This window comes from Bacillus sp. FSL M7-1020 (assembly GCF_038050415.1).
Classification (GTDB): domain Bacteria; phylum Bacillota; class Bacilli; order Bacillales; family Bacillaceae_G; genus Bacillus_A; species Bacillus_A toyonensis.
The window spans coordinates 3,239,829-3,260,634 of sequence record NZ_JBBOTW010000001.1 but is presented as its reverse complement, the minus strand read 5'-3'; the positions used below and the strand labels follow the sequence as shown (position 1 = coordinate 3,260,634).

25 protein-coding genes are annotated in these 20,806 nt (G+C 33.8%); 17 read left to right on the top strand and 8 right to left on the bottom strand.

Annotation, left to right across the window (positions count from 1 at the left end):
* Positions 1 to 73: 73 nt before the first annotated feature.
* The 7 genes from MHB70_RS16525 (at position 74) to MHB70_RS16495 (ending at position 7,904) form a co-directional block, all read left to right on the top strand.
* Positions 74 to 1,825 (top strand): ABC transporter transmembrane domain-containing protein, encoded by a 1,752-nt coding sequence (locus MHB70_RS16525; RefSeq protein ID WP_000862305.1) that lies wholly within the window; start codon positions 74 to 76, stop codon positions 1,823 to 1,825.
* Positions 1,825 to 3,588 carry an ABC transporter ATP-binding protein gene (locus tag MHB70_RS16520; protein ID WP_000818434.1) on the top strand — a complete coding sequence of 588 codons (1,764 nt, stop codon included), beginning with the start codon at positions 1,825 to 1,827 and terminating at the stop codon, positions 3,586 to 3,588. The genes MHB70_RS16525 and MHB70_RS16520 overlap by 1 nt, the downstream gene beginning before the upstream one ends.
* 134 nt (positions 3,589 to 3,722) lie before the next feature.
* The gene (locus MHB70_RS16515; RefSeq protein WP_001181410.1) at positions 3,723 to 4,766 is read left to right on the top strand and encodes a GH25 family lysozyme; all 1,044 of its coding nucleotides are present in this window, start codon (positions 3,723 to 3,725) and stop codon (positions 4,764 to 4,766) included.
* Positions 4,767 to 5,063: 297 nt separating this feature from the next.
* Entirely contained in the window at positions 5,064 to 6,071 is a 1,008-nt protein-coding gene (locus MHB70_RS16510; RefSeq protein WP_000386795.1) for a nuclease-related domain-containing protein, read from the top strand.
* A 70-nt stretch (positions 6,072 to 6,141) separates the two neighbouring features.
* A complete protein-coding gene (locus MHB70_RS16505) occupies positions 6,142 to 6,645 on the top strand; it encodes a hypothetical protein (RefSeq protein WP_002109353.1) in 504 nt (167 codons plus the stop codon).
* Between the two features lie 248 nt (positions 6,646 to 6,893).
* A complete protein-coding gene (locus MHB70_RS16500) occupies positions 6,894 to 7,040 on the top strand; it encodes a BC1881 family protein (protein WP_000849372.1) in 147 nt (48 codons plus the stop codon).
* Positions 7,041 to 7,148: 108 nt separating this feature from the next.
* Entirely contained in the window at positions 7,149 to 7,904 is a 756-nt protein-coding gene (locus MHB70_RS16495; RefSeq protein WP_000974639.1) for a sulfite exporter TauE/SafE family protein, read from the top strand.
* A gap of 318 nt (positions 7,905 to 8,222) precedes the next feature.
* Here the strand turns inward: MHB70_RS16495 and MHB70_RS16490 are convergent, their stop codons facing one another.
* The gene (locus tag MHB70_RS16490; protein WP_000624210.1) at positions 8,223 to 8,423 is read right to left on the bottom strand and encodes a DUF3903 domain-containing protein; all 201 of its coding nucleotides are present in this window, start codon (positions 8,421 to 8,423) and stop codon (positions 8,223 to 8,225) included.
* Between the two features lie 140 nt (positions 8,424 to 8,563).
* Between MHB70_RS16490 and MHB70_RS16485 the strand changes: the two genes are divergently transcribed.
* Positions 8,564 to 8,977, top strand: coding sequence for an NUDIX hydrolase (locus tag MHB70_RS16485; protein ID WP_000442987.1), 414 nt, complete (start codon positions 8,564 to 8,566; stop codon positions 8,975 to 8,977).
* 11 nt (positions 8,978 to 8,988) lie between these two features.
* On the opposite strand, the gene MHB70_RS16480 is transcribed toward MHB70_RS16485, so the two are convergent.
* Entirely contained in the window at positions 8,989 to 9,666 is a 678-nt protein-coding gene (locus MHB70_RS16480; protein ID WP_061530540.1) for an LrgB family protein, read from the bottom strand.
* The gene (locus MHB70_RS16475) at positions 9,663 to 10,028 is read right to left on the bottom strand and encodes a CidA/LrgA family holin-like protein (protein ID WP_000872363.1); all 366 of its coding nucleotides are present in this window, start codon (positions 10,026 to 10,028) and stop codon (positions 9,663 to 9,665) included. Before MHB70_RS16475 ends, MHB70_RS16480 begins: the two co-directional genes overlap by 4 nt.
* Positions 10,029 to 10,180: 152 nt before the next feature.
* Here MHB70_RS16475 and alsR point away from each other — a divergent pair, with 152 nt between their 5' ends.
* Positions 10,181 to 11,080, top strand: coding sequence for an acetoin biosynthesis transcriptional regulator AlsR (alsR, locus tag MHB70_RS16470; RefSeq protein ID WP_000423218.1), 900 nt, complete (start codon positions 10,181 to 10,183; stop codon positions 11,078 to 11,080).
* Between the two features lie 92 nt (positions 11,081 to 11,172).
* Here alsR and MHB70_RS16465 read toward each other — a convergent pair whose 3' ends face one another.
* Entirely contained in the window at positions 11,173 to 11,772 is a 600-nt protein-coding gene (locus MHB70_RS16465) for a hypothetical protein (protein WP_001222411.1), read from the bottom strand.
* Between the two features lie 168 nt (positions 11,773 to 11,940).
* On the opposite strand from MHB70_RS16465, the gene MHB70_RS16460 reads away from it, so the two are divergent.
* From MHB70_RS16460 to MHB70_RS16450, 3 genes are all read left to right on the top strand, one after another.
* A complete protein-coding gene (locus tag MHB70_RS16460; protein ID WP_000050640.1) occupies positions 11,941 to 12,516 on the top strand; it encodes an FtsX-like permease family protein in 576 nt (191 codons plus the stop codon).
* Positions 12,517 to 12,606: 90 nt separating this feature from the next.
* The gene (locus MHB70_RS16455) at positions 12,607 to 13,518 is read left to right on the top strand and encodes an ABC transporter ATP-binding protein (RefSeq protein WP_000180632.1); all 912 of its coding nucleotides are present in this window, start codon (positions 12,607 to 12,609) and stop codon (positions 13,516 to 13,518) included.
* The gene (locus tag MHB70_RS16450; RefSeq protein ID WP_061530539.1) at positions 13,511 to 14,455 is read left to right on the top strand and encodes an ABC transporter permease; all 945 of its coding nucleotides are present in this window, start codon (positions 13,511 to 13,513) and stop codon (positions 14,453 to 14,455) included. The genes MHB70_RS16455 and MHB70_RS16450 overlap by 8 nt, the downstream gene beginning before the upstream one ends.
* A 37-nt stretch (positions 14,456 to 14,492) precedes the next feature.
* Here the strand turns inward: MHB70_RS16450 and MHB70_RS16445 are convergent, their stop codons facing one another.
* On the bottom strand, positions 14,493 to 15,638 hold the full coding sequence (locus tag MHB70_RS16445) for a M20 peptidase aminoacylase family protein (RefSeq protein WP_000146709.1): 1,146 nt from the start codon (positions 15,636 to 15,638) through the stop codon (positions 14,493 to 14,495).
* 156 nt (positions 15,639 to 15,794) lie between these two features.
* On the bottom strand, positions 15,795 to 16,703 hold the full coding sequence (locus MHB70_RS16440; protein ID WP_000947022.1) for an EamA family transporter: 909 nt from the start codon (positions 16,701 to 16,703) through the stop codon (positions 15,795 to 15,797).
* 317 nt (positions 16,704 to 17,020) lie between these two features.
* Here MHB70_RS16440 and MHB70_RS16435 point away from each other — a divergent pair, with 317 nt between their 5' ends.
* The 3 genes from MHB70_RS16435 (at position 17,021) to MHB70_RS16425 (ending at position 18,491) form a co-directional block, all read left to right on the top strand.
* On the top strand, positions 17,021 to 17,170 hold the full coding sequence (locus MHB70_RS16435; protein WP_073990665.1) for a peptidase T: 150 nt from the start codon (positions 17,021 to 17,023) through the stop codon (positions 17,168 to 17,170).
* Positions 17,171 to 17,186: 16 nt separating this feature from the next.
* Positions 17,187 to 17,894: a cytochrome c-type biogenesis protein CcdA gene (ccdA, locus tag MHB70_RS16430; RefSeq protein ID WP_001152675.1), complete on the top strand. Its 708-nt coding sequence runs from the start codon at positions 17,187 to 17,189 to the stop codon at positions 17,892 to 17,894.
* A gap of 90 nt (positions 17,895 to 17,984) precedes the next feature.
* A complete protein-coding gene (locus tag MHB70_RS16425) occupies positions 17,985 to 18,491 on the top strand; it encodes a CcdC family protein (protein WP_001028440.1) in 507 nt (168 codons plus the stop codon).
* A gap of 70 nt (positions 18,492 to 18,561) precedes the next feature.
* Here the strand turns inward: MHB70_RS16425 and MHB70_RS16420 are convergent, their stop codons facing one another.
* Together MHB70_RS16420 and MHB70_RS16415 are read right to left on the bottom strand one after the other, a co-directional pair.
* On the bottom strand, positions 18,562 to 18,993 hold the full coding sequence (locus MHB70_RS16420; protein WP_000889376.1) for a DUF2621 domain-containing protein: 432 nt from the start codon (positions 18,991 to 18,993) through the stop codon (positions 18,562 to 18,564).
* Positions 18,994 to 19,098: 105 nt separating this feature from the next.
* The gene (locus tag MHB70_RS16415; protein ID WP_000262403.1) at positions 19,099 to 19,395 is read right to left on the bottom strand and encodes a hypothetical protein; all 297 of its coding nucleotides are present in this window, start codon (positions 19,393 to 19,395) and stop codon (positions 19,099 to 19,101) included.
* Between the two features lie 245 nt (positions 19,396 to 19,640).
* Here MHB70_RS16415 and MHB70_RS16410 point away from each other — a divergent pair, with 245 nt between their 5' ends.
* Both MHB70_RS16410 and MHB70_RS16405 read left to right on the top strand, forming a co-directional pair.
* Positions 19,641 to 20,228, top strand: coding sequence for an AAA family ATPase (locus tag MHB70_RS16410; RefSeq protein WP_002093451.1), 588 nt, complete (start codon positions 19,641 to 19,643; stop codon positions 20,226 to 20,228).
* Positions 20,225 to 20,785, top strand: a complete 561-nt coding sequence (locus MHB70_RS16405; protein WP_000725025.1) for a DJ-1/PfpI family protein — start codon at positions 20,225 to 20,227, stop codon at positions 20,783 to 20,785. The genes MHB70_RS16410 and MHB70_RS16405 overlap by 4 nt, the downstream gene beginning before the upstream one ends.
* The last annotated feature ends 21 nt before the right edge of the window (positions 20,786 to 20,806 follow it).

Below are 20,806 nucleotides of genomic sequence, written 5' to 3'. Positions count from 1 at the left end.
ATTTAAAACTTTTAAAAATTCTGTATTTTTGTTAAACTGAAAACATCGCTCATTTTAAGGGAGGAGGATAAATATGAAAGTATTTTTTAATTTAGCTTGGTTTTTTAAACAAGAAAAACGAGCGTACATAATTGGGATTATTATGTTATTTGGTGTCGCGCTTCTTGAACTTGTAGCCCCGAAAGTACTAGGTATTGTAGTAGATGAAATTAATAATGGAACATTAACATCTGAAAAATTGTTGAAGTGGGTTATTCTGTTAGTTGTTGTAGGAATTACTATGTACATATTGCGTTATTTGTGGCGTATTATGATTTTTGGATCTTCTTTAAAATTAGCCCGTCAATTACGAAAGAATTTATATGAACATTTTACAAAGATGAGTCCAACTTTCTATCAATCACGTCGTACAGGCGATTTGATGGCGCATGCGACCAATGATATTCAGGCAATTCAGCAAACTGCTGGATCGGGTGTTTTAACACTTGTTGACTCATTAGCAGTTGGAGGATGTGTACTTGTGGCGATGGGGTTTACAATTAGTTGGAAGTTGACATTATTAAGTTTAATTCCGATGCCAATTGTAGCGATTTCTACAAATTATTATGGAACTTTATTGCATAGAAGATTTCATAAAGCGCAGCAATCGTTTTCTGAAATCAATGATAAAGTACAAGAAAGTATGAGTGGGATGAAGGTGATTCGCTCGCTTGGACAAGAGAAAGAGGATTTGGAAGCATTTCGGAAGAAATCAGAAGATGTCGTACATAAAAATATGTTAGTCGCACGTATTGACTCGTTATTCGATCCAACGATTGCACTTATTGTCGGGTTTTCGTTTTTAATCGCAGTTTGTTACGGATCTTTATTAGTAGTACGGGGCGAATTAACTGTAGGAGAGCTAGTAACGTTTACAACATACTTAGGGACTCTTGTATGGCCAATGTTAGCTTTTGGATGGTTGTTTAATATTATGGAACGTGGACGCGCTTCGTATGATCGTGTGGAGAAAATACTTTCACAAACTTCAGATGTAGTAAATAAGGAAAACGCTATAAATACTATAGCAAGTGGTGATGTTTCATTTGCTATTGATTCATTTTCTTATAAGAAAAATGAACTATTAAACTTAAAAGATATTTATGTTAATTTAAGAAAAGGTGAAACGCTAGGTATTGTGGGACGTACCGGTGCAGGGAAGACGACGTTGTTAAAATGTTTAATTCGAGAATATGATCATTTTAATGGTGAATTAAAAGTTGGTGAGCGGGATATTCGAGATGTAACACTTCATGGTGTACGTTCTGCAATTTCATACGTGCCGCAAGATCATTTTTTATTTTCAGCGAGTATTGGAGAGAACATTGCATTCGGAAAGGTCGATGCTACATATAAAGAAATTGCGCGTGCTGCTGAAATTGCTTGTATTCATAATGATATCGTTCAATTTTCAGAAGGGTATGATACGGTAGTAGGTGAAAGAGGTGTTTCACTATCGGGAGGTCAAAAACAGCGGATTTCAATTGCGCGTGCTTTATTAACGAATGCTGAAATTTTAATTTTAGATGATTGTTTATCAGCTGTCGATGCAAAAACAGAAGAAACTATATTATCCGCATTGAAACGGGAAAGAGCAGAAAAAACGACGATTATTACTGCACACCGTTTAAGTGCAATTCAGCATGCAAACATTATTCTTGTGATTGATGAAGGAGCGGTAGTGCAACGAGGAACACATGAACAATTGATGGGAGAAAATGGTTGGTATAAAGAAATGTACGAAAGCCAGCAACTAGAGGCGTTAGTAGAGAAAGGAGGCGTATGATGGCTGAGAAAAAGCGGAGTGATTTAAGAAGATTACTTTCTTATATGAGACCATATAAAAGGTTATTAGCATTAGCATTTTTATTCCTAGTTGGTGCAACTGTAACTGAAATGATGGGTCCTTTTTTAATTAAACAATTTCTTGATGAACATTTAGTACCGCGTAACTTTGATCAATCAGCACTTGTTACTCTATTTGTAGTGTATATAATTGCACATTTATTAAAAGTATTATTTACGTATTTAGATTTATTGTACTTTCAAAATATAGCTTTTAAGATTGTTCAAGATATGCGAGTTGAAGTGTATGAACACGTTCAAAAATTGTCATTAAGTTTCTTTGATCGTACGCCGATAGGTACACTCGTATCTCGCATAACAAATGATACGGAAGCGATTAAGGATTTTTATGTAAGTGTACTATCAACATTCGTAAAAAATGTAGTGTTTTTAGTAGGGATTTTAGTGGCGATGTTTTTATTAGATGTAAAATTAGCACTATTTTCTCTTATATTAATTCCAATTATGTTTGCTATTATGGTGCTATATCGCCGGAAAAGTGCAGCTTTTTATTTAGAAGTACGTAATCAATTAAGCGTATTAAATGCGAAGTTAAATGAGTCCATTCAAGGAATGAATATTGTTCAAGTATTCAGACAAGAAAAACGTATGAGAAAAGAATTTGAAGAGGTGAATAATAAACATTATAGTGCAGGACGACGCACGTTAAAGTTAGACGCATTACTTTTACGTCCAGCAACGGATTTAGTTCATATTGTAGCAATTGCATTAGTACTTGGTTTATTCGGAATTGACGCTTTAAAGAGTCCCGTTGAAGTAGGAGTTTTATATGCGTTTGTTAACTATATTCATCGTTTCTTCCAACCTGTAAATGAGATGATGATGAAATTATCATTTTTCCAACAGGCACTTGTTTCATCATCACGTGTATTTCATTTAATAGATGAGAAAGATTTAGCGCCGGTTCAAAAAGGGGATGGGAATCCTCAAGTAGTTAATGGAGATATTGAATTTAAAAATGTTACTTTTTCGTATGATGGAAAGCGTGATGTTTTAAAAAATGTATCTTTTCATGTGAAACAAGGGCAAACGGTTGCTTTTGTTGGGCATACTGGTAGCGGAAAAAGTACCATTATGAATTTACTAATGCGATTTTATAATATTAAGTCGGGAAACATTGTAATAGACGGTGTAGATTTAGAGAAATTTGAAGAACGAGAAATTAGAAAGAGAATAGGACTCGTATTGCAAGATGCATTTTTATTTGCAGGAAATGTAAAGCAAAATATTCGTATGTACAATGAAGAAATTACAGATGAAGAAGTAAAAGAAGCTGCGCAATTTGTGCAAGCCAATACGTTTATTGAAAAATTACCAAAGCAGTATGAAACAGAAGTAGTAGAAAGAGGAGCTGCATTTTCTAGTGGTCAACGACAATTAATTGCTTTTGCTAGAACGATAGCAACTAATCCGAAAGTGTTAGTATTAGATGAGGCAACAGCTAATATCGATACAGAAACAGAAGAGGCTATTCAAACAGCGTTGCAGCAAATGAGAAAAGGTAGAACGACGATAGCGATTGCTCACAGGTTATCTACAATTCAAGATGCAGATCAAATATTCGTTATGCATGATGGAGAGATAGTAGAAAGGGGAACACATCAAGAGTTACTGAGTGAGCAAGGGTTGTATTATAATATGTATTTACTACAAAATAAAGGAAGCTTGCAAAAGGCCTTGTAATATACAAGGTCTTTTTTACTTTGTATATAAAATATATTTACTCTTTGTTTTTATAGCATACATGTCGTGTCCATTTAGTAAAGTTGTACATATTGTATGTATACGGAATGAAAAAATTTGATAGGAGATTTTATATGCAAAACAGATCGAGTTCAAATGTTACGTTTATCGATGTGTCTCATTGGGAAGGGAGTATTGATTGGAATGCAGTGAAGGCATCTGGCATTCCAGCAGCATATGCAAAAGCGACAGAAGGTGTAAATTATCTTGATCCTACTTTTGTTCAAAATGTACAAGCGGCACGAAATGCGAATGTATTAATCGGTGCATACCATTTTGCACATCCAGAACAAAATGATGCAATTTCAGAAGCGAAATATTTTGTGAGTATATTACAAAGCAATCAAACAGACTTAATGCCAGTTCTAGATTTAGAGTCACCAACAGATCCGAGTAATAGTAATTTAACTGGTACCGCTATATCTAATTGGGCAAGAAGTTTCATAAATTATGTGAAACAGGCTACTGGAAAAAATGTAATGTTATATACAGGAGTTTGGTATATTAATGAGTTTGGAATTAACGGGTTAAGTGATATTCCACTTTGGATTGCTAGATATTCTAGTACACCGCCTGCTGATGCTGGTGGATGGACAGAGTGGACAGCGTGGCAATACACTGATTCTGGCCAAATTTCAGGTGTAGGAAATTGTGATGTATCAGCAGCAGTTTCATTAGAAGCTTTGCAAGGGAATGGATCGAGTGGTGGAGGGAATGTTTCTCCGCCTAATAATGCAACTCCAGTTTACGGTGTTGCTGTAATTAATGGCGATAATGTAAATTTACGGACTGGACCATCTTTACAATCTAGTGTAATTCGCCAGCTAAATCGAGGTGAATCATATGAAGTTTTGAGCGAACAAGATGGTTGGCTTGCTTTGGGTGGAAATGAATGGATATACTATGATTCGAGTTATATTCAGTATAAACATTATGTGGCGACTATTACTGGTGACAATGTGAATCTACGGGATGCTCCATCATTAAGTGGAAATGTTATAAGACAGTTACATCATGGTGAGGCATATCGAGTATGGTGTAAGCAAGATGGCTGGCTCGGATTAGGTGGAAATGAATGGATATATTATGATTCGAGTTATATTCAGTATGGTGTATAATAAAGTCAACGTAAAAGGTATCTCGCCTGAGATACCTTTTATCCCGCCTGAGATACCTTTTATCCCGCGATTTGCAGGCAGTAAGAATCTCGGCGAATGCGAGGAAGATAGGTGGGAGTTGCCCGTAAAAGGCCGATTGGTGAGGGCTAATAATGAGTGGGTGATAGAACAAAACACTGATTAAAGTGTCACTCTATGAAAAAATTAATTTTCACAAGTTGTATATTAAAAGCATAGTATAATACAATGGGGATATTTATAAAAAATAATCAAAAATTGAAATAAAGGAGTAAAAATATGGATTATGTGCTAATAGGTGTAATTTTAATATTATTAGCTGCAGTATTCGTACTGTTTTATAAAAATAAACAGTTGGAATCAGAGAGCCAGCAGGTGGAATTTGAAAAAAAGCAAGCGATTGAAACGTATGAAAGTGAAATTGCAGCCACGGTTACAGAACATAAAGAGCAACAAAATACGTTAAAAAATATGGAACAGAAAAAGTATAATGATTTACAAGTTAGTACAGCTAGAGAACTTGAAAATATGCGTATGATGAAAAATCAATTAGCTATGCAACATAGTAAAGAACGTAGTGAAATGCAAGATAAACATAGTAATGAAATACATATGTTTCAAAAGTTAATTGCAGATTTACGAGAGTATACTAAAAATAGCGCTGAAGTAAATACGCATGAAACATTACATTATATGAAGCAAGGATTTTTAGAACAAGAAATCATACAAGAAGATGAATTTCATATTATGCCGAATGTTTTTATTAGAGATAAACTTGGAATAAACGATATTCGAATCCATCATCTTATCTTATATAAAACTGGTATGTATTTACTTGAGACGAGAGAGTGGACAGGAAAATTAATTCATGGTGTAACGAAAGAGAATGCTAGTATATATTCATTTATGCTTGATGAAATAGGTAAGTATCAACAAGAAATTAAAAAAGAAGAGACGCTTGAATGTATTACAGGTGAAGATTCGTTAACTATACAAGTGAAAAATGAAGGGAATCCAGTATATAAAGCGAAGAAACAATCTCAAATTTTATACAATTGTTTGAAAGAATTGCAAGTTGATATTGTAAAAGAAAACGTAAAGCCAATTGTATATTTTTATAATGAGAGTGGTAAAGAAGTACTAGATCTTTCTAATGAGGACACACCTAGATTAAAAGATAGGGAGCAAATCGTAGCGTTTTTCAAAAATGAAGTTTTAACAGGGGAAGTAATATATACAGCGCAAGAGTTACAAAAGATAAGAGAAATGCTTTGCCAGGTGAATTAAAAAGGGGGAGATTTTTCTGGGTGCTCTATTACATGGGATTTTGTATGTTTATTTTTGTTTGTATATAGTCATGTACATTGCGTTTATTTTCGTTATCGATATAGTTCATATGTCATTAAGTGTAAAGAGTATTTTTGTAGTAGTTATGCCATTTATTTTATTAGTCATGATTCAAAGAGTCATCTTACGTGCTTCTACAAGTCGTAATAAAGAAAAGAAACAAATGTTACGTGTAATGATAGTAGGGATCATTCCATTAATAGTGTGTGCTGTACAATTAAGTATGAATGAGTACACTTCCAATTTTAATCGAGATCGGTGGTTAAATGACGAAGAGAAACGGGTACATATGGTAGATGATTTCATGCAAAAATATAAATTAATAGGGAAATCAAATGAAGAAATTACACAATTGTTAGGAACGCCTACTGAAACGAGAAATGAGGAAGAAGGGGTCATCACTTTGTACTATCTTGGGACAGAACGTGGCTTCATTCCAATAGATAGTGAACAGCTTATTTTCCAATTTGATAGAGATGGTAGAGTTTTGACATATAAGGTACAGAGAGGGTAAAGAAACTTAGAGAGAAGCTATATGTTATAGCTTCTTTTTATTTTTCAATATGTTATAGAAAGGGAATATGAATTTTGGATGGAATATGGAATGAAAGTGGAGGTGATGCATATATATGGATGTATTGGGTTGTTTTTATCTCGCAAAAGCCTGGTTGATGAGGGCTAATAATCAGTGGGGGTGGCCAAAACCCCCACTGATTAAAGTGTCGCTTTATCATATTGTATAAATGAAAAGGAGGTAAGACGGTGAAGACGATACCGACTGAAGTCCTGAGTAAAGAATTGATGGAAAGAGAAGGTGTTATATCTATTACAGTAAAGGAATTTGAAAAGATAGAAGTAGCTGGAGTAGTCGTTGCTGGTCCTGCTGTTATTTTAATTAATCAAGATTGATTACATATTTTCAATATAGAAAAGTAGTGAAAGCATCCGGATAGGATGCTTTTTATTTGTATGGAAGAGGGCGTATAGTAGATAATTGGGATACTGGAGGGAGAGTATGTGGCAATTATTATAACGATGTTATTAATGGGTATTTTATTAGGATTTGTTGGAGCAGGGGGAGCTGGATTTATTATCGCGATACTCACTTTAGTATTTCATATTCCTATTCACGTTGCACTTGCAACATCTTTAACTGCTATGGCATTTACGACGTTATCTGGAGTTATAAGTCATTATCGTGAAGGAAATGTTGTACTTATGATAGGCGGGATTGTTGGTGGATTTGGAGCGCTTGGTTCTTATATCGGTTCAAAGTTTGGTTCGCTTATACCAGCACATCTTCTCCATTGGTTTACAGCTGGGATGTTATTTTTATCAGCAATTTTTATGTTTATTAAATTGATTATGTCTCTAAATAAGCAACAGCCACCCTTATGTGGACAGAAAAAACTTTCAAAAAACAACTTGATGAAATGTATATGTTTAGGATTAGTTACTGGAATGTTGGCTGGTTCATTCGGGATTGGTTCAGCCCCTTTTATACAACTTGGACTAATGGTTCTTTTAGGATTAACGATACAGCAATCTGTAGGAACGACTATGCTTGTTATATTACCCATTGCAATTGGAGGCGGGATTGGATATAGTTCGGAAGGGTATTTAGATTATATATTGTTATTGCAAGTATTAATTGGGACGATGTTAGGAGCATATATCGGTGCGAAGTTTACAAATTATGCACCACGCATGCTGTTGAGATTTTCAATGATTATGACGCCAGTTTTAGCCGGATGTATGTTATTGATGGAATAAAACTACTATAGCAAGGTATTAATATATTTTACGAATGAATTATATAAGTAATTCATATTTCCCATATAAAAGAATTTGCATTAATATTATGAGTATAAAGTTCGAGTATTCGAAGTACTACTTGAATTATATCCCTATCCCTTTTCTAAAAATGCGAACAAGTTTTGCCCTATTCTATTCAATACTTAATTGCATAGAAATATATTGTTCGATGACCATTATGGAACGTACATAATGGGAAAATCCCGATCCTTAAAGAGGATGCCCCTAATCTTCATGTGAAAATATGATCGGACAAGAAAGCTGGCCAATTGATGGTCAGCTTTCTTTTTGTTCCAAAACTATTTCTTCTTTAACCTCTGTTTGCAATAATAACGTTTTTCCAAAGCGACGTTTACATTCAGCCCGAACTTTTTGAATAGCTAGTAGTTGAGAAGTGGCGGGAACTGTGACGGTAGCTTGGCGAGGTTTTCGATTTTCTTCACAAAAGACACATTCCACAACATATTTAGAAATCATAATTTCATCCTTCCGTTTTTAATTTCTAAGAAGGGACTGCCTATGAAGTTGATGTATTCTTTCGTCACCGTTTATTTTTTTCCTCTTTTTTCAAGGGGAAAATAAAAAAGAAGGCGAATTTTAGTAGGGGAGGGATGTTTATGGAGAGATGGATAGGTACGGCAGCTATATGTATGAATGACAGAAATGAAATTTTAATGGTGCTGCAAGGCAAAGAAGGGGAAGAAAAAAGGTGGTCTGTACCAAGTGGAGGACTTGAAAAGGGAGAAACACTAGAAGAATGTTGTATCAGGGAAGTTTGGGAGGAAACAGGCTACAATGTGGAAGTTGTAAATAAAATATACGAAAAAGAAGGTATTACATACGGAATTCCAGTGTATGTTCATTATTACTTTGTTAAAAAAATAGGCGGTAGTATGAAAATTCAAGATCCTGATGAGTTAATACATGAAATTGACTGGAAAGGGATACAGGAAGTTGAAAAATTATCGCTAGCTTTTCCGGAGGATTACGAGTTAATATGTCAATATATAAATGAAAAAGCAAGTATGTAAATACTTGCTTTTTAATGTATCCAAGATAAGAAAAGCGGAACGATAACTAAACTAGCACCCGCTGTTAAAAGCATGGATAAACTTGCGATTGTTCCTTCAACAGGGCCGATTTCGAATGCTTTTGATGTACCAGTTCCATTTGCGCTCGTTCCTAACATAATACCTTTTGCGAGCGCGGTTTTAATGCGGCAAATACGTATAAGGGAAGGGCCGAGTAATGCTCCTGTTAAGGCAGTTAAAACGACAAATACAGCTGTTAATTGTGACATGCCACCAATCATTTCTGAAATAGCCATTGCGATTGGTGTCGTTACAATATGCGGTGCTAAACTATGTTCTAGTAACGAATCAATTTGAAAATAATTTGCTAGTAGTGCCGAAGTAATAACTGATAAAAATGAACCAACGATGACGTTAAGTAAGATGGCGATTCCGTGTTTCTTTAATAAATCAAAGTATTTATAGATTGGCCATGCAAAAGCAACTGTTGCAGGTTTTAATAATTCTGTTAGCCATTGACCACCAGATTCATATGTTTCATAAGGTGTGTCTAGTCCAAGCAATAAAGCGATTAAAATAATGGGACAGACAAGGAGAGGAGAAAGTAAGCTCCAATTCCAACGTTGATATATTTTTTTAGATATCCAATATGTCAATAGTGTTAATAGTAAACAAAGAAAGCCGATCATTGCGTTGATCCTTTCCGCTTAAGTAGCAATTCTGTTAATAGTCCTGTTACGAGAGTAACACAAAGTGTACTAATCATAATAATTAAAATGAGATCGATTCCATATTGTGATAGTGTATCTTTGTAACGAATAACAGCGACTGCAGAAGGAATAAAAAATAAAATAAGTTCTTTTAATAAAAAGTCTGCTCCGTCCTGTATCCACTCTTTTTTAACTAGGTTAAATTTTAATGAAATTAATAATAAAAAAATACCGATTATACTTCCTGGAACTGGGAGGTGTGCCTGTTTTGCGATCCATTCACCTGTCCAAGCGAAACAAAATAATAATAAAATTTGTCCACTTAACTTCCACCATTTCATACAGTAACCACCTCTTTCTTTTTTTACATAAAAATTGTAAAAAAGAATTAACAATTTCTACTATACGTTCATTCAAAATATTTGTCTAATATATAAATTATATGTTATTAATATATTAGACGTATTAATTGAAATTGAAAAGGGTGTCCAAAATGGAATTACGGCATTTGCAATATTTTGTTGTTGTGGCAGAAGAGTTACACTTTGGACGAGCGGCTGCTCGTTTACAAATGACACAACCGCCACTTAGTCAACAAATTCAGCAATTAGAAAAAGAAATGGGAGTTCTGTTATTTTCAAGAACGAAGAGAAAGGTTGAATTAACAGAAGCAGGAGAAATGTTTTTAAAAGAAGTAAAAAAAGCGTTTGAGCAAATTGAAAAAGCAGTAGAAGTTGCACAAAGTGCGCAAAGGGGAGAAGTTGGATCACTCTCAATTGGTTTTGTAGGTGCGGCGATATATGATATTTTACCGTCTATCGTCAGGGAGTATAGAAAGAAATTTCCGAGAGTGTCTGTCGCATTACATGAATTATCTACACCAGATCAAGTGCATGCACTTCATGATAATCGTATTGATATTGGATTTTTACGGCCGCCAATTTCAACACAATTATTAGAGTTAGAACCAATTCAAAGGTTATCTTGTACTTTATGTTTGCCAAAGGCACATCCACTTGCAGAGAAAGATGAAATACATATAGAAGATTTACGCGATGAACCGTTTGTTTTTATTACGAGACCAGTATGGCCGGCGTTGTATGATACAATTTTATCTCTTTGTCGAGAGGTTGGCTTTAGTCCTCAAATTGTACAAGAAGCAACAGAATATCAAACAGTTATGGGGCTTGTAGCAGCAGGGATTGGGATTACAGTAATCCCTGTATCGGCAAATAAATTATATAAAACAGAAGTTGTATATAAAGAATTATATGATTCTAATTTTGTTGCAGAAATGTCGGTAGCTTATAAAAAAATGAATAGTAATCCAGAGCTGTTAGAGTTTTTAAAAATTGCAAGAGAGAAGAAACGAATAGAAGTAGAAGATGAGTAATATTAGTAACGGTAAATAGATTTAATTCGAATATATAAAAGTACACCTTATTAAACAATAAAGCGGAAATGCAGCTTAAGTGCATTTCTGTTTTATTTTTCTTTTTTTAGCTCGATACTGAAAAGATAAACGTGTTCATTTTCTTTTAAGAGTAGATCAATACCTGTTTCTTCATCAATTGTAGGGACGCTTACAGTTTCTTTACTTGTTTGGATTACAGCAGCTAAAATTGTTTTCTGATTATATCTTAAATTTTTTGCAGATTGAATTGTAATAGTTGCAGAACTATTTACACCTAGAGGTGCTTCTTCAGGAGCAAGCGTTGAACCACCGTCAATATTAATATACCATTGACCTTTTTCTTTTACATCTTTATCAAATTGGAAATGTGGTGGTATGAAAGAGAGTTTTATTTTCTTTTCTAGAAAATGTGATGAAGCGATGTTAGTAATCTCTTTTACTTTTTTACCATTTTGATAATAATCAATCGTAGCATTTATTTCATCTTTATCATTATTAAGTGTAACGTTATAAAACATACTATTTCCTTCTTGAATAGGCGTCATTTGTAAAATAGAAGACTGTTCTTTTGTTAACTTGTAAGCTTCTACAGAAGCAACTTCATTATTTTGTATTTGGTTACAACTAGTAAAGAAAAGTAAAGATAAGATAAATAATACGTTTATACGCATAGTATAAACCCTCCTCTTTTTACAATTATAATATGAATAAATTCCCATTTTCCTTTCTAGGACTAAAGACTTAGAAAAGATTCAGATTGTAGTGCGATGTTTGTAATGTCATATTTTTATACACTAGTAGTATAGAATGCGTATGTTATAAGGTAGGGGAAGAAATTTATGTCTTTATGTCGGTTAGCGAGAAAAAATATAAGAACATTTGCTGTCAAAAGGATGAAGCAATTCATGTGGATTGCCATGTGTACTGCAATTTTGTTTTTTATGATGTCGCTACAATTTAATGAACTAGCGACTGGGAAAGTAGGGGCAACATTTTTGTTTCAAATGTGTTTTTACACGCTGTTTATTTTATTGATTTTTATATGTATTTTTATTGCGTATAAAATGACGAATTCTCTTCTGCAAGTGAGGAGAGAGGAATTTAAATCTTATGTAGTAGGGAATATGAAAAAAAATGAAATACTATGTTTATTATGTCAGGAGCAATTATTCATTTATGGAGCAGCGTCTGTTTTCGGTCTAGTTCATGGGATGTTATTTTTGAAATTATTCACGATTATCTTTATGAAAATAGCAGGGATACAAGGGATAAATAGTGCACCAATTACAATATATGCAATAGCAGTTGTTAGTATAATTATGATGGCTGTCGTCGTATTATCGATGATGCAATGTTGTCGATTTGTTCGAAGTTTAAAAGACGGAAATTTGTTTCAGTTTGAGAAAAAGGCATGAGAAATCATGCCTTTTTCTATTTTACACATGAAAATAATCGTGTTAGAGTGAAAAGACCTGACAAAGAATGGGAAGGAAAGGTTGTATAGAATGACAAATGAACAATCAATTGTAAAAGTTGAGCGGTTAACGAAGCGAATCGGTTCAAAGACACTTGTAGAAAATATTAGTTTCGAAGTTAAAAAAGGTGAAGTTGTTGGCCTGCTAGGACCAAATGGTGCTGGAAAAACGACTTTAATGAGAATGATGGTCGGTATGATCCGTATGACAGAAGGTGAAGTATGGATTGATGGTCAATCTGTAAAACAGCAATTTGAAAAAACTGCTGCGAAAATTGGTGCAGTAATTGAGACACCGGAATTTTATCCTTTTTTGAGCGGCTACGAAAATTTAACATATTTCGGCCGAATGAATGGGAATGTGACAGAAGAACGTATCGATGAAGTAGTGAAATTGTTAGGAATGGGACAAGTAATTGACCGTAAAGTAAAAGCATATTCACTCGGTATGAGACAACGTTTAGGGATTGCTCAGGCGCTTATTCATAATCCAGATGTATTGGTACTAGATGAACCAACGAATGGACTAGATCCAAGTGGAATACATGAAATGAGAATGTACATAAAGAAAATTGCACATGAACAAGGAAAAGCAGTACTTGTATCTAGTCACTTACTTTCAGAAGTTGAATTAATGTGTGACAGAGTTATTATTATTCAACACGGAGAATATGTAGCGACGCAAAATATTCAGCATAGTCATAGTGAAGAGATGGAGACGATCCGTATACGTGTAGATGATGCAAATAAAGCAGCGGAAATGTTAGAATGTGATGTTGTAATAAAAGGTAATGATCTACTTATCAATGTAAAAGATGAAGAAATCCCAAATGTTATTCGTACTTTGCTTGAGAAAAATATTCAAGTTTATCGTGTATATGAAGAAAGAAAAACGTTAGAAGAGCAATTTTTAGAATTAACAGGGGGAAAAGATATTGTTTAATTTAGTGTATAACGAGCTGTATAAAATATATAAGCGTAAAAGAACGATTATTCCTTTTGCGGTTATTGCAGTATTAATAATTGGATTAGGATGGGTTACGGTAAAGTATTTAGAACCAGAAACAAAGGGTTGGAAAGCAGATTATACAGAACGTACGGTAGAAATTGAGAAAAAGCTTGGTATGAAAAAAGAAGCTATTTTAGCAGAAAGGTCGGGGGACGAGCTTGTAAAGGAATATCAGCTTAAAATGAAGCATTTAGATACGGATATAGCACCAGCAAGCAGTTCTCCACTTTCTTTCATGAGAGATACAGGTTTTATCGTATTTCCAATTTTGCTTCCATTTATCCTCGTGTATGCAAGTACAATTTTTGCGAATGAATATAGCTGGGGAACATATAAATTTTTAACAATCCGTCCGGCAAGTCGATTTAAAATTTTAACAGCAAAATTTTTAGCAATCGTTATATTTGCAGCTTTATTGTTTATATTTAATATGATTTTCTCCGCTTTAAGTGGACTTGTTATTTATAAATTCCAACAGCCTGCATGGAGTGAATTTATTTTTCAAGATGGAAATATTATAAAACAAAATATTTTTGTGGAAGTAAGTAAATATTACATTTTATCGTGGTTGCCAACTCTTGTGTACGCAGCGTTTGCATTTATGATTTCTGTGTTAACAAGATCTAGTGGGGGCGCAATCGGTATTTCACTGTTTCTTGCTTTATCAGGAAATATTGCGTTACTAGCAGCAACTAGATATAATTGGGTGAAATATTTATTGCCGGCAAACACAGATTTATACGGTATTGCCAAGAATGGAAGTTTTATTGAAGGAGTAACCTTCCCATTTGCTTCATGTATGTTATTGCTGTATTTATTTGTATTTTTAAGTATTTCCTATACAGTATTTTTAAAACGCGATTTAACTTAATAAGAAAAGCCGTTAAGTACCCCTTAACGGCTTTTTTCTATGAGAATTGTTTAAGAGCTTTTTCAGCTAGCAAAGCAAAGTATTTTGCACTTATAGGGAGTGCTCGTTCATCAATTGTAAAAGAAGGATGATGCCACTCATGTGTACCGCTCGTTCCCATAAAGACGAATGAACCTGGTATTTCTTGTTGGTAAAAGGAGAAGTCTTCTCCGGCCATTGATGGGTTAGGAGAAATAATATTTAAATTCATTTTTTCGGCAACTTGAGTAGATAAGTCGGTTAGAGATGTATCGTTATGAACAGCAGGAGGACCTGAATAAAAACGGAATTCTGTTTTTACGCCTAATGCATCAGAAACTCCTTTAATAATACGTTCCATTAAAGCTGGTATCTTTTCTCGTGTTTCATTTTGGAATGTACGAACTGTTCCTTCTAATGTTGCTTTTTCAGGAATAACGTTCCACGTATTTCCTGAATGAATGTTTGTAACACTTACAACGGCATTATGTGAAGAGCTAATATTTCGACTTACAATTGTTTGTAGTGCCATAACAATTTGAGAGGATGCGACGATAGGGTCAACACCAGCATCTGGTACAGCTGCGTGCGTCCCGACACCGTGAATTTCAATTTCAAATCGATCTACTCCAGCCATTAGTGGACCATCTTTAATGCCAATTGTACCTACTGGTAAATCAGGTTTATTATGCATACCGAAAATAGCTTGTACATCATGTAAATGTCCAGCTTCAATAACTTTGCAAGCACCGTTGCTACTTTCTTCAGCTGGTTGGAATATAAAGCGAACCGTTCCATTTAGGGAAGATTCCTTTTCTTTTAATAAGAAAGCTGTACCTAAAATAGCTGCTGTATGAAAATCATGTCCGCAAGCATGCATTTTACCTTGAATTTTTGAAGTGTATGGTAAGTTTGTTTCTTCTTGAATAGGAAGGGCATCAATATCAGCACGAATTGCTATAATTGGACCATTTTGATTACCAGAAATTTCTGCGATAATTCCTGTTTCTAAATTGGAATCAATAATAGTAATATTTGCTTCTTCTAACCAAGTTTTTATCGCTTTTGTTGTTTCAAACTCTTCATATGATAGTTCTGGATACTCATGTAAATGTCGGCGAATGGAAATAAGTTTTTCTGTTAGTTGATTTGGAATAGATGCCACGTATTATGCCCTCTTTCTTAAGCGAAGTATTTACTATAAGTATACAACAATAAAAGAGAGGATTCTCAAATGAAAATCCTCTCTCGTTAATGCCCGAGTGGTGTGAGCTAATAATCAGTGGGGATGAACAAAATCCCCACTGATTAAAGTTTTACTTTATGCTGCCACTTTTTTATGTGTATGATGTTTTTGATAACGTCCACGCCTTGCATATGCAATTTGCGGAATTGCAATACCGATTAAAATAAGTGATACACCTATCCACTGTGAAGATAGTACAGCTTCTTTTAAAACGAATACAGACATAATTGTTGTAACTGGTAGCTCTGCTGCACCAAGAATAGTCGCTAAGCCAGAACCGATTTTTGGAATACCAATTGTAAAGGCAATAGACGGAATAACGATACTAAATATTCCTAATCCTAAGCCGTATTTCCAAAGTCCTTGAGAAATGGCACCGTTCATAATAAATGTTGGTGGGAATACGATCATAACTAAAGTTAAAGCGCCAGCCATTAACAGGACACCACGTGGTAATGAAGGTACTTCAACAGCAACTTTTCCGCTCACAAAAATGTATGTTGCAAATGTAATAGCAGATAATAGCCCTAAAATGATTCCTGTTGTATCGAAAGTACCTGCCGATTTTTCCAGTAAACCACTTGATAAAAATGTACCTACAAGTAAGAAAATAACCGAAATAACTTTTTCCCTTGAAGGTAATGTTTTTGTTACAATAGCTTCAATAATAATACCGACCCAAACGAATTGGAACAAAAGAATAATTGCGATAGAAGCTGGTACAGTTTTTAATGAAGCATAATAAAAAATTCCAGTAAAACTTGCAGATGTTCCTGCAACGAATAAAATTAATGCTTGTTTTAATGGAACGCGGTGTCTAGAAAATAGAAGTGTAATAGCCAGCAAAATAATCCAACCGAACAAATATTGGCTGCCAATTACCTCTCCAAGTGAAAATCCTTCTGCATATGCAAGTTTAACAAAAATAGCTAAAATTCCATAACTACACGCTCCTAATAAAACTAAAAGAGAATAACGAAGCATGAAAAATTCCTCCCATCTATGTGAAGTTGTTCCGTAACGAAAATATATCTAGAGGGAAGTATACAAAATTAAAAATGTAGGGTCAAATAAAAGAAAAGTGCGACATTTTATAGAATAATAATAAAAGTATGATATTTATGCATAATCTTGAAATTGTTAATTATAAAAGTATTGTAAAATCAGCTTTGTATTGTATAAAGACAGCATTTGAAAAAATATTTTTTAAATCAATATGTATATAAACGTACGTATACGTGCTAATCATTTGAGAAACTATGTTACCTTTGTTATGTTAATAACAATTAAAGGGTTTCCTAATCCAATTGAGATTTTTCTATATAATAGAAGGAAATGAAAACGTTTTATTAGAAACTGTGAGAAAGAGTGGTTTTTCTTATTACCACGTTGTAAAAGTGAGTTCACGAATTGTTCATAGTATTTTTATGTGTTTTTGCTACAATATGTAAGGAGAGGAGTGGAATTATGCAAGATATTAGTATTTTTTTAGCGTTTGGCGCTGGGTTCTTATCATTTATTTCCCCATGTTGCTTACCGCTTTATCCGGCATTTTTATCGTACATAACAGGTATGTCGGTTTCTGAATTGAAAGAAGAAAATGCAATGCTTCGCAAAAGAAGTATGATACATACAGCGTTTTTCTTACTTGGATTTTCAATTATATTTATTGCAATTGGATTTGGTACAAGTTTTATTGGAGGAATCTTTACAGATTATAAAGATTTAATTAGACAGCTAGGTGGTATATTTATCATCGTGTTCGGTCTTATTATTGTTGGGGTATTTAAACCGAAGTTTTTAATGCAAGATCGCAAATTTACATTTAAAAATCGTCCGAGTGGCTATTTTGGATCAGTTCTAATTGGATTGGCCTTTGCTGCAGGATGGACGCCATGTACTGGACCTATTTTAGTGTCCGTAATTGGATTAGCAGCAACAAACCCAGAATCAGCAATGATTTATATGATTGCTTACATACTTGGATTTGCTATCCCATTTTTCGTGCTTTCATTCTTTATTACGAAAATGTCTTGGATTAAAAGAAATAGTATGGCCTTTATGAAAGTCGGAGGATACATTATGATTGTCATGGGTATCTTCTTATACTTTAATTGGATGACGAAAATTATCGTATATTTCTCAAGTTTATTTGGTGGTTTTACCGGTTTTTAGTATTATTCTGTGAAAATGTTGGAAATACTAACGGAAAAGCATATAATGAAAGTATATTTTGCATATAGCCACAAAAAAGGATGAGAAAATATGAACATAGTTCTTTTATCAAGTATCGTTGCTGTTTGTATGGCTGTCGGTGCGATGTTTATTCGTTTAAAAGCAGCTAAGAAACCTGCAACATTGAAAAAAATTATACTTCCGCCATTTTTTATGAGTACGGGAGCATTGATGTATGTTTTTCCTGAATTTCGATTAACTCCAGCAGAAATGTTAGAAGCAATTGGTGTTGGTTTGATTTTCTCTATTTTTCTTATTAAAACATCTAAATTTGAAATTAGAGGACAAGAGATTTACTTGAAGCGTTCAAAAGCATTTGTTTTTATATTAATTGGATTACTTGTAGTACGGATTGTATTTAAAACATACTTAAGTCAATCTCTTGATTTAGGACAACTTAGCGGCATGTTCTTCTTACTTGCGTTTGCGATGATTGTATCATGGAGAATTGCGATGTACCGTTCCTTTACGAAATTACAGAAGGAAATGGAAAAAGAAGATGGTTTTTATAATGAAAAAGATATGAAGCTAACTTAAAACTGTATATGTATAAAATAAAAAAGACAGCGTCAAAGGCGCTGTCTTTTTTATCGAAAATAATGTGAAGTTATTTTGCGAGTAAAGACTTGTAGTTTGAATAATCAATCTCTTTTTCTTGTAGTTTTTTTACTAAAAATTTATGATCACGCTTTGGTGTGGCAATAATATATCCTTTAATAATTAAGTCTTGTGTAATTTGAGAGGCATTTTCTTGTAATGCAAGTTCTCCAATTTTACCAGCGATTTTGGATTTGGCAACGTCGCGAAATAGTTCTGGAACAGGACTTACAAGCTCTTCTAGCAATTGTTTTTGTTCGTCAGCCCATAAATGTCTCGTTTTATTTATGTAGTGTTCTTCCCAATCTAAAATGGACATACCATCTTCTTTTGGTAATCGTTTTAAAAATTTTCTGAACATAAAGTATCCACCGATAGACATAAGTCCTAATAAAATGACAGTCCATAATACAATGAACCAACTGAACCATCCTTCGAGCAAGTATATCCCCCCCTTAAATGATTTCGATTTTCTTTTATTCATATTATAAACATTGAGATTCATAGAAAGCAAGAACGCTTGGTCATTTTGACCAAGCGTAATCATTTAAACAAAGTATAGTTGTTCAACACATAAATTATTATTATCGTCTTCAACATACTCAATAATAAGTGTGCCAACTTTACGATCTTTATCTTCAGTTGTGAAAATAGAGTAAGAAGTAAAACGTGCTGTTGATAGGCCGCTTATATGTGTAGGTAAAGAAATGTAGTCGTTATCGCGGAAGAATTCCATTAGTTCAATATCTTCAAATTCTTTTCGGTCAACTTGTTTGTTTGTATAGCGGCGTTGAAGTTGTTTTAAAGATTCATTCCAAGAAATTGCTTTTGTGTCGTATACCATTGTTCTATCTCCTTACTGTATGTAATCGTTAAGAACATACGTTCTAATTTAGTATACTCTTTTTATTAGAAAAGGGAAAGCAAAAAATAATGTAAGCTTGGATTTCCAAGCTTACATTATTTTTGCGTTCGTCATAATCTCTATCTTTTATTATAAGTTACATAAGAATAAGAAACAAGATGATATATATTTTGTTGATAGTTTTCAAAATTATGTATATTATCAATATATTATATGGAAAGGGAATGAGTGGGATGGCATATGTAATTTCACTACAAGGACCGATGGCAAGTGGGAAAACAACAGTAGCTAAAAGGCTAGAGCAACATGGGTTATCGGTTATATATGAAAATCCATATCGAATTGTAGAAAAGCGAATAGAATTAAATTTAGATATGAATTCAAAAGATGGTTTTATAACAAATCAAAAAATGTTCATTGGAGCAAAAATAAAAGAGTTTCAAAATATCCAGGAATCAACGGTGATTTTTGATCGTGGGCCAGAAGATATTGAGTTCTATACACTTTTTTATCCGAAATTAATAGGAAAAGAGTGGGATATAGAAACAGAATTGCAAGATGATTTATGTGAACTAAGAAAATGCCGTTCGGATGCAATTTTTTATTTAGACGTTTCGAAAGAGAATGTATATGATAGAAAAAATAATGATAGGGTAAGAAACCGAAGTACATTTGAAGAACAACTTAAATTAGTAGAAACTGAAAAAGAATGGTATAAACAATTTCCTGTAACTTATGTGGACACGAATGCATTATCAGTGGACGAATTAGAAGCATATTTTATACGATGGCTAAAGGAGAGAGGGCTATGAAGAAAATAGTATTATTCGTATACCCAACATTTGCGGAGTTTGAAATAACGGTAGCAACGGCATTGCTGAGAAATAAATATGAAATCATTACAGCAGGTTTAACTAAGGAATTGGTTATAAGTGAAACGGGGTTGCAAGTGCAGCCGCATATAGAATTAAGTGAAGTGCGTGTAGATGAGTATGAAGGGATACTTATTCCAGGTGGAGAAGAAGTACAGTTGAAAGATGCAAAACCTCTTTTTTCAATCATTCATCAATTTTATGAACAAGAAAAATTAGTGGCAGCAATTTGTGCTGGACCGTATGCGTTGGCAAAGGCAGGCTTATTGAAAGGGGGATCTTATACAGCGACCATAGATTATAAAAGATTCGATTGTTTTCCAGTAGAAAATTTCGTGTATAAAGAAGTTGTGCAGCACTCAAATATAATTACAGCACAAGGGCATGCATTTGTACCATTCGGAATAGCGATTGCTTCTTATTTTGGAGTAGCAGACGAACATAATACAAATTTTTATTGTGGTAAAGGCAATGTAGTGATGGAGAAACTTTTATGAGAAAACGTGTAAAAGCTAGCA

Excerpts from the sequence above, each read along its gene's own strand:
- MHB70_RS16525 (WP_000862305.1), top strand. The coding sequence starts at position 74 with ATGAAAGTATTTTTTAATTTAGCTTGGTTTTTTAAACAAGAAAAACGA.
- MHB70_RS16520 (WP_000818434.1), top strand. The coding sequence starts at position 1,825 with ATGGCTGAGAAAAAGCGGAGTGATTTAAGAAGATTACTTTCTTATATG.
- MHB70_RS16515 (WP_001181410.1), top strand. The coding sequence starts at position 3,723 with ATGCAAAACAGATCGAGTTCAAATGTTACGTTTATCGATGTGTCTCAT.
- MHB70_RS16510 (WP_000386795.1), top strand. The coding sequence starts at position 5,064 with ATGGATTATGTGCTAATAGGTGTAATTTTAATATTATTAGCTGCAGTA.
- MHB70_RS16505 (WP_002109353.1), top strand. The coding sequence starts at position 6,142 with ATGTACATTGCGTTTATTTTCGTTATCGATATAGTTCATATGTCATTA.
- MHB70_RS16490 (WP_000624210.1), bottom strand. The coding sequence starts at position 8,423 with ATGATTTCTAAATATGTTGTGGAATGTGTCTTTTGTGAAGAAAATCGA.
- MHB70_RS16485 (WP_000442987.1), top strand. The coding sequence starts at position 8,564 with ATGGAGAGATGGATAGGTACGGCAGCTATATGTATGAATGACAGAAAT.
- MHB70_RS16480 (WP_061530540.1), bottom strand. The coding sequence starts at position 9,666 with ATGATCGGCTTTCTTTGTTTACTATTAACACTATTGACATATTGGATA.
- MHB70_RS16475 (WP_000872363.1), bottom strand. The coding sequence starts at position 10,028 with ATGAAATGGTGGAAGTTAAGTGGACAAATTTTATTATTATTTTGTTTC.
- alsR (WP_000423218.1), top strand. The coding sequence starts at position 10,181 with ATGGAATTACGGCATTTGCAATATTTTGTTGTTGTGGCAGAAGAGTTA.
- MHB70_RS16465 (WP_001222411.1), bottom strand. The coding sequence starts at position 11,772 with ATGCGTATAAACGTATTATTTATCTTATCTTTACTTTTCTTTACTAGT.
- MHB70_RS16460 (WP_000050640.1), top strand. The coding sequence starts at position 11,941 with ATGTCTTTATGTCGGTTAGCGAGAAAAAATATAAGAACATTTGCTGTC.
- MHB70_RS16455 (WP_000180632.1), top strand. The coding sequence starts at position 12,607 with ATGACAAATGAACAATCAATTGTAAAAGTTGAGCGGTTAACGAAGCGA.
- MHB70_RS16440 (WP_000947022.1), bottom strand. The coding sequence starts at position 16,703 with ATGCTTCGTTATTCTCTTTTAGTTTTATTAGGAGCGTGTAGTTATGGA.
- ccdA (WP_001152675.1), top strand. The coding sequence starts at position 17,187 with ATGCAAGATATTAGTATTTTTTTAGCGTTTGGCGCTGGGTTCTTATCA.
- MHB70_RS16425 (WP_001028440.1), top strand. The coding sequence starts at position 17,985 with ATGAACATAGTTCTTTTATCAAGTATCGTTGCTGTTTGTATGGCTGTC.
- MHB70_RS16415 (WP_000262403.1), bottom strand. The coding sequence starts at position 19,395 with ATGGTATACGACACAAAAGCAATTTCTTGGAATGAATCTTTAAAACAA.
- MHB70_RS16410 (WP_002093451.1), top strand. The coding sequence starts at position 19,641 with ATGAGTGGGATGGCATATGTAATTTCACTACAAGGACCGATGGCAAGT.
- MHB70_RS16405 (WP_000725025.1), top strand. The coding sequence starts at position 20,225 with ATGAAGAAAATAGTATTATTCGTATACCCAACATTTGCGGAGTTTGAA.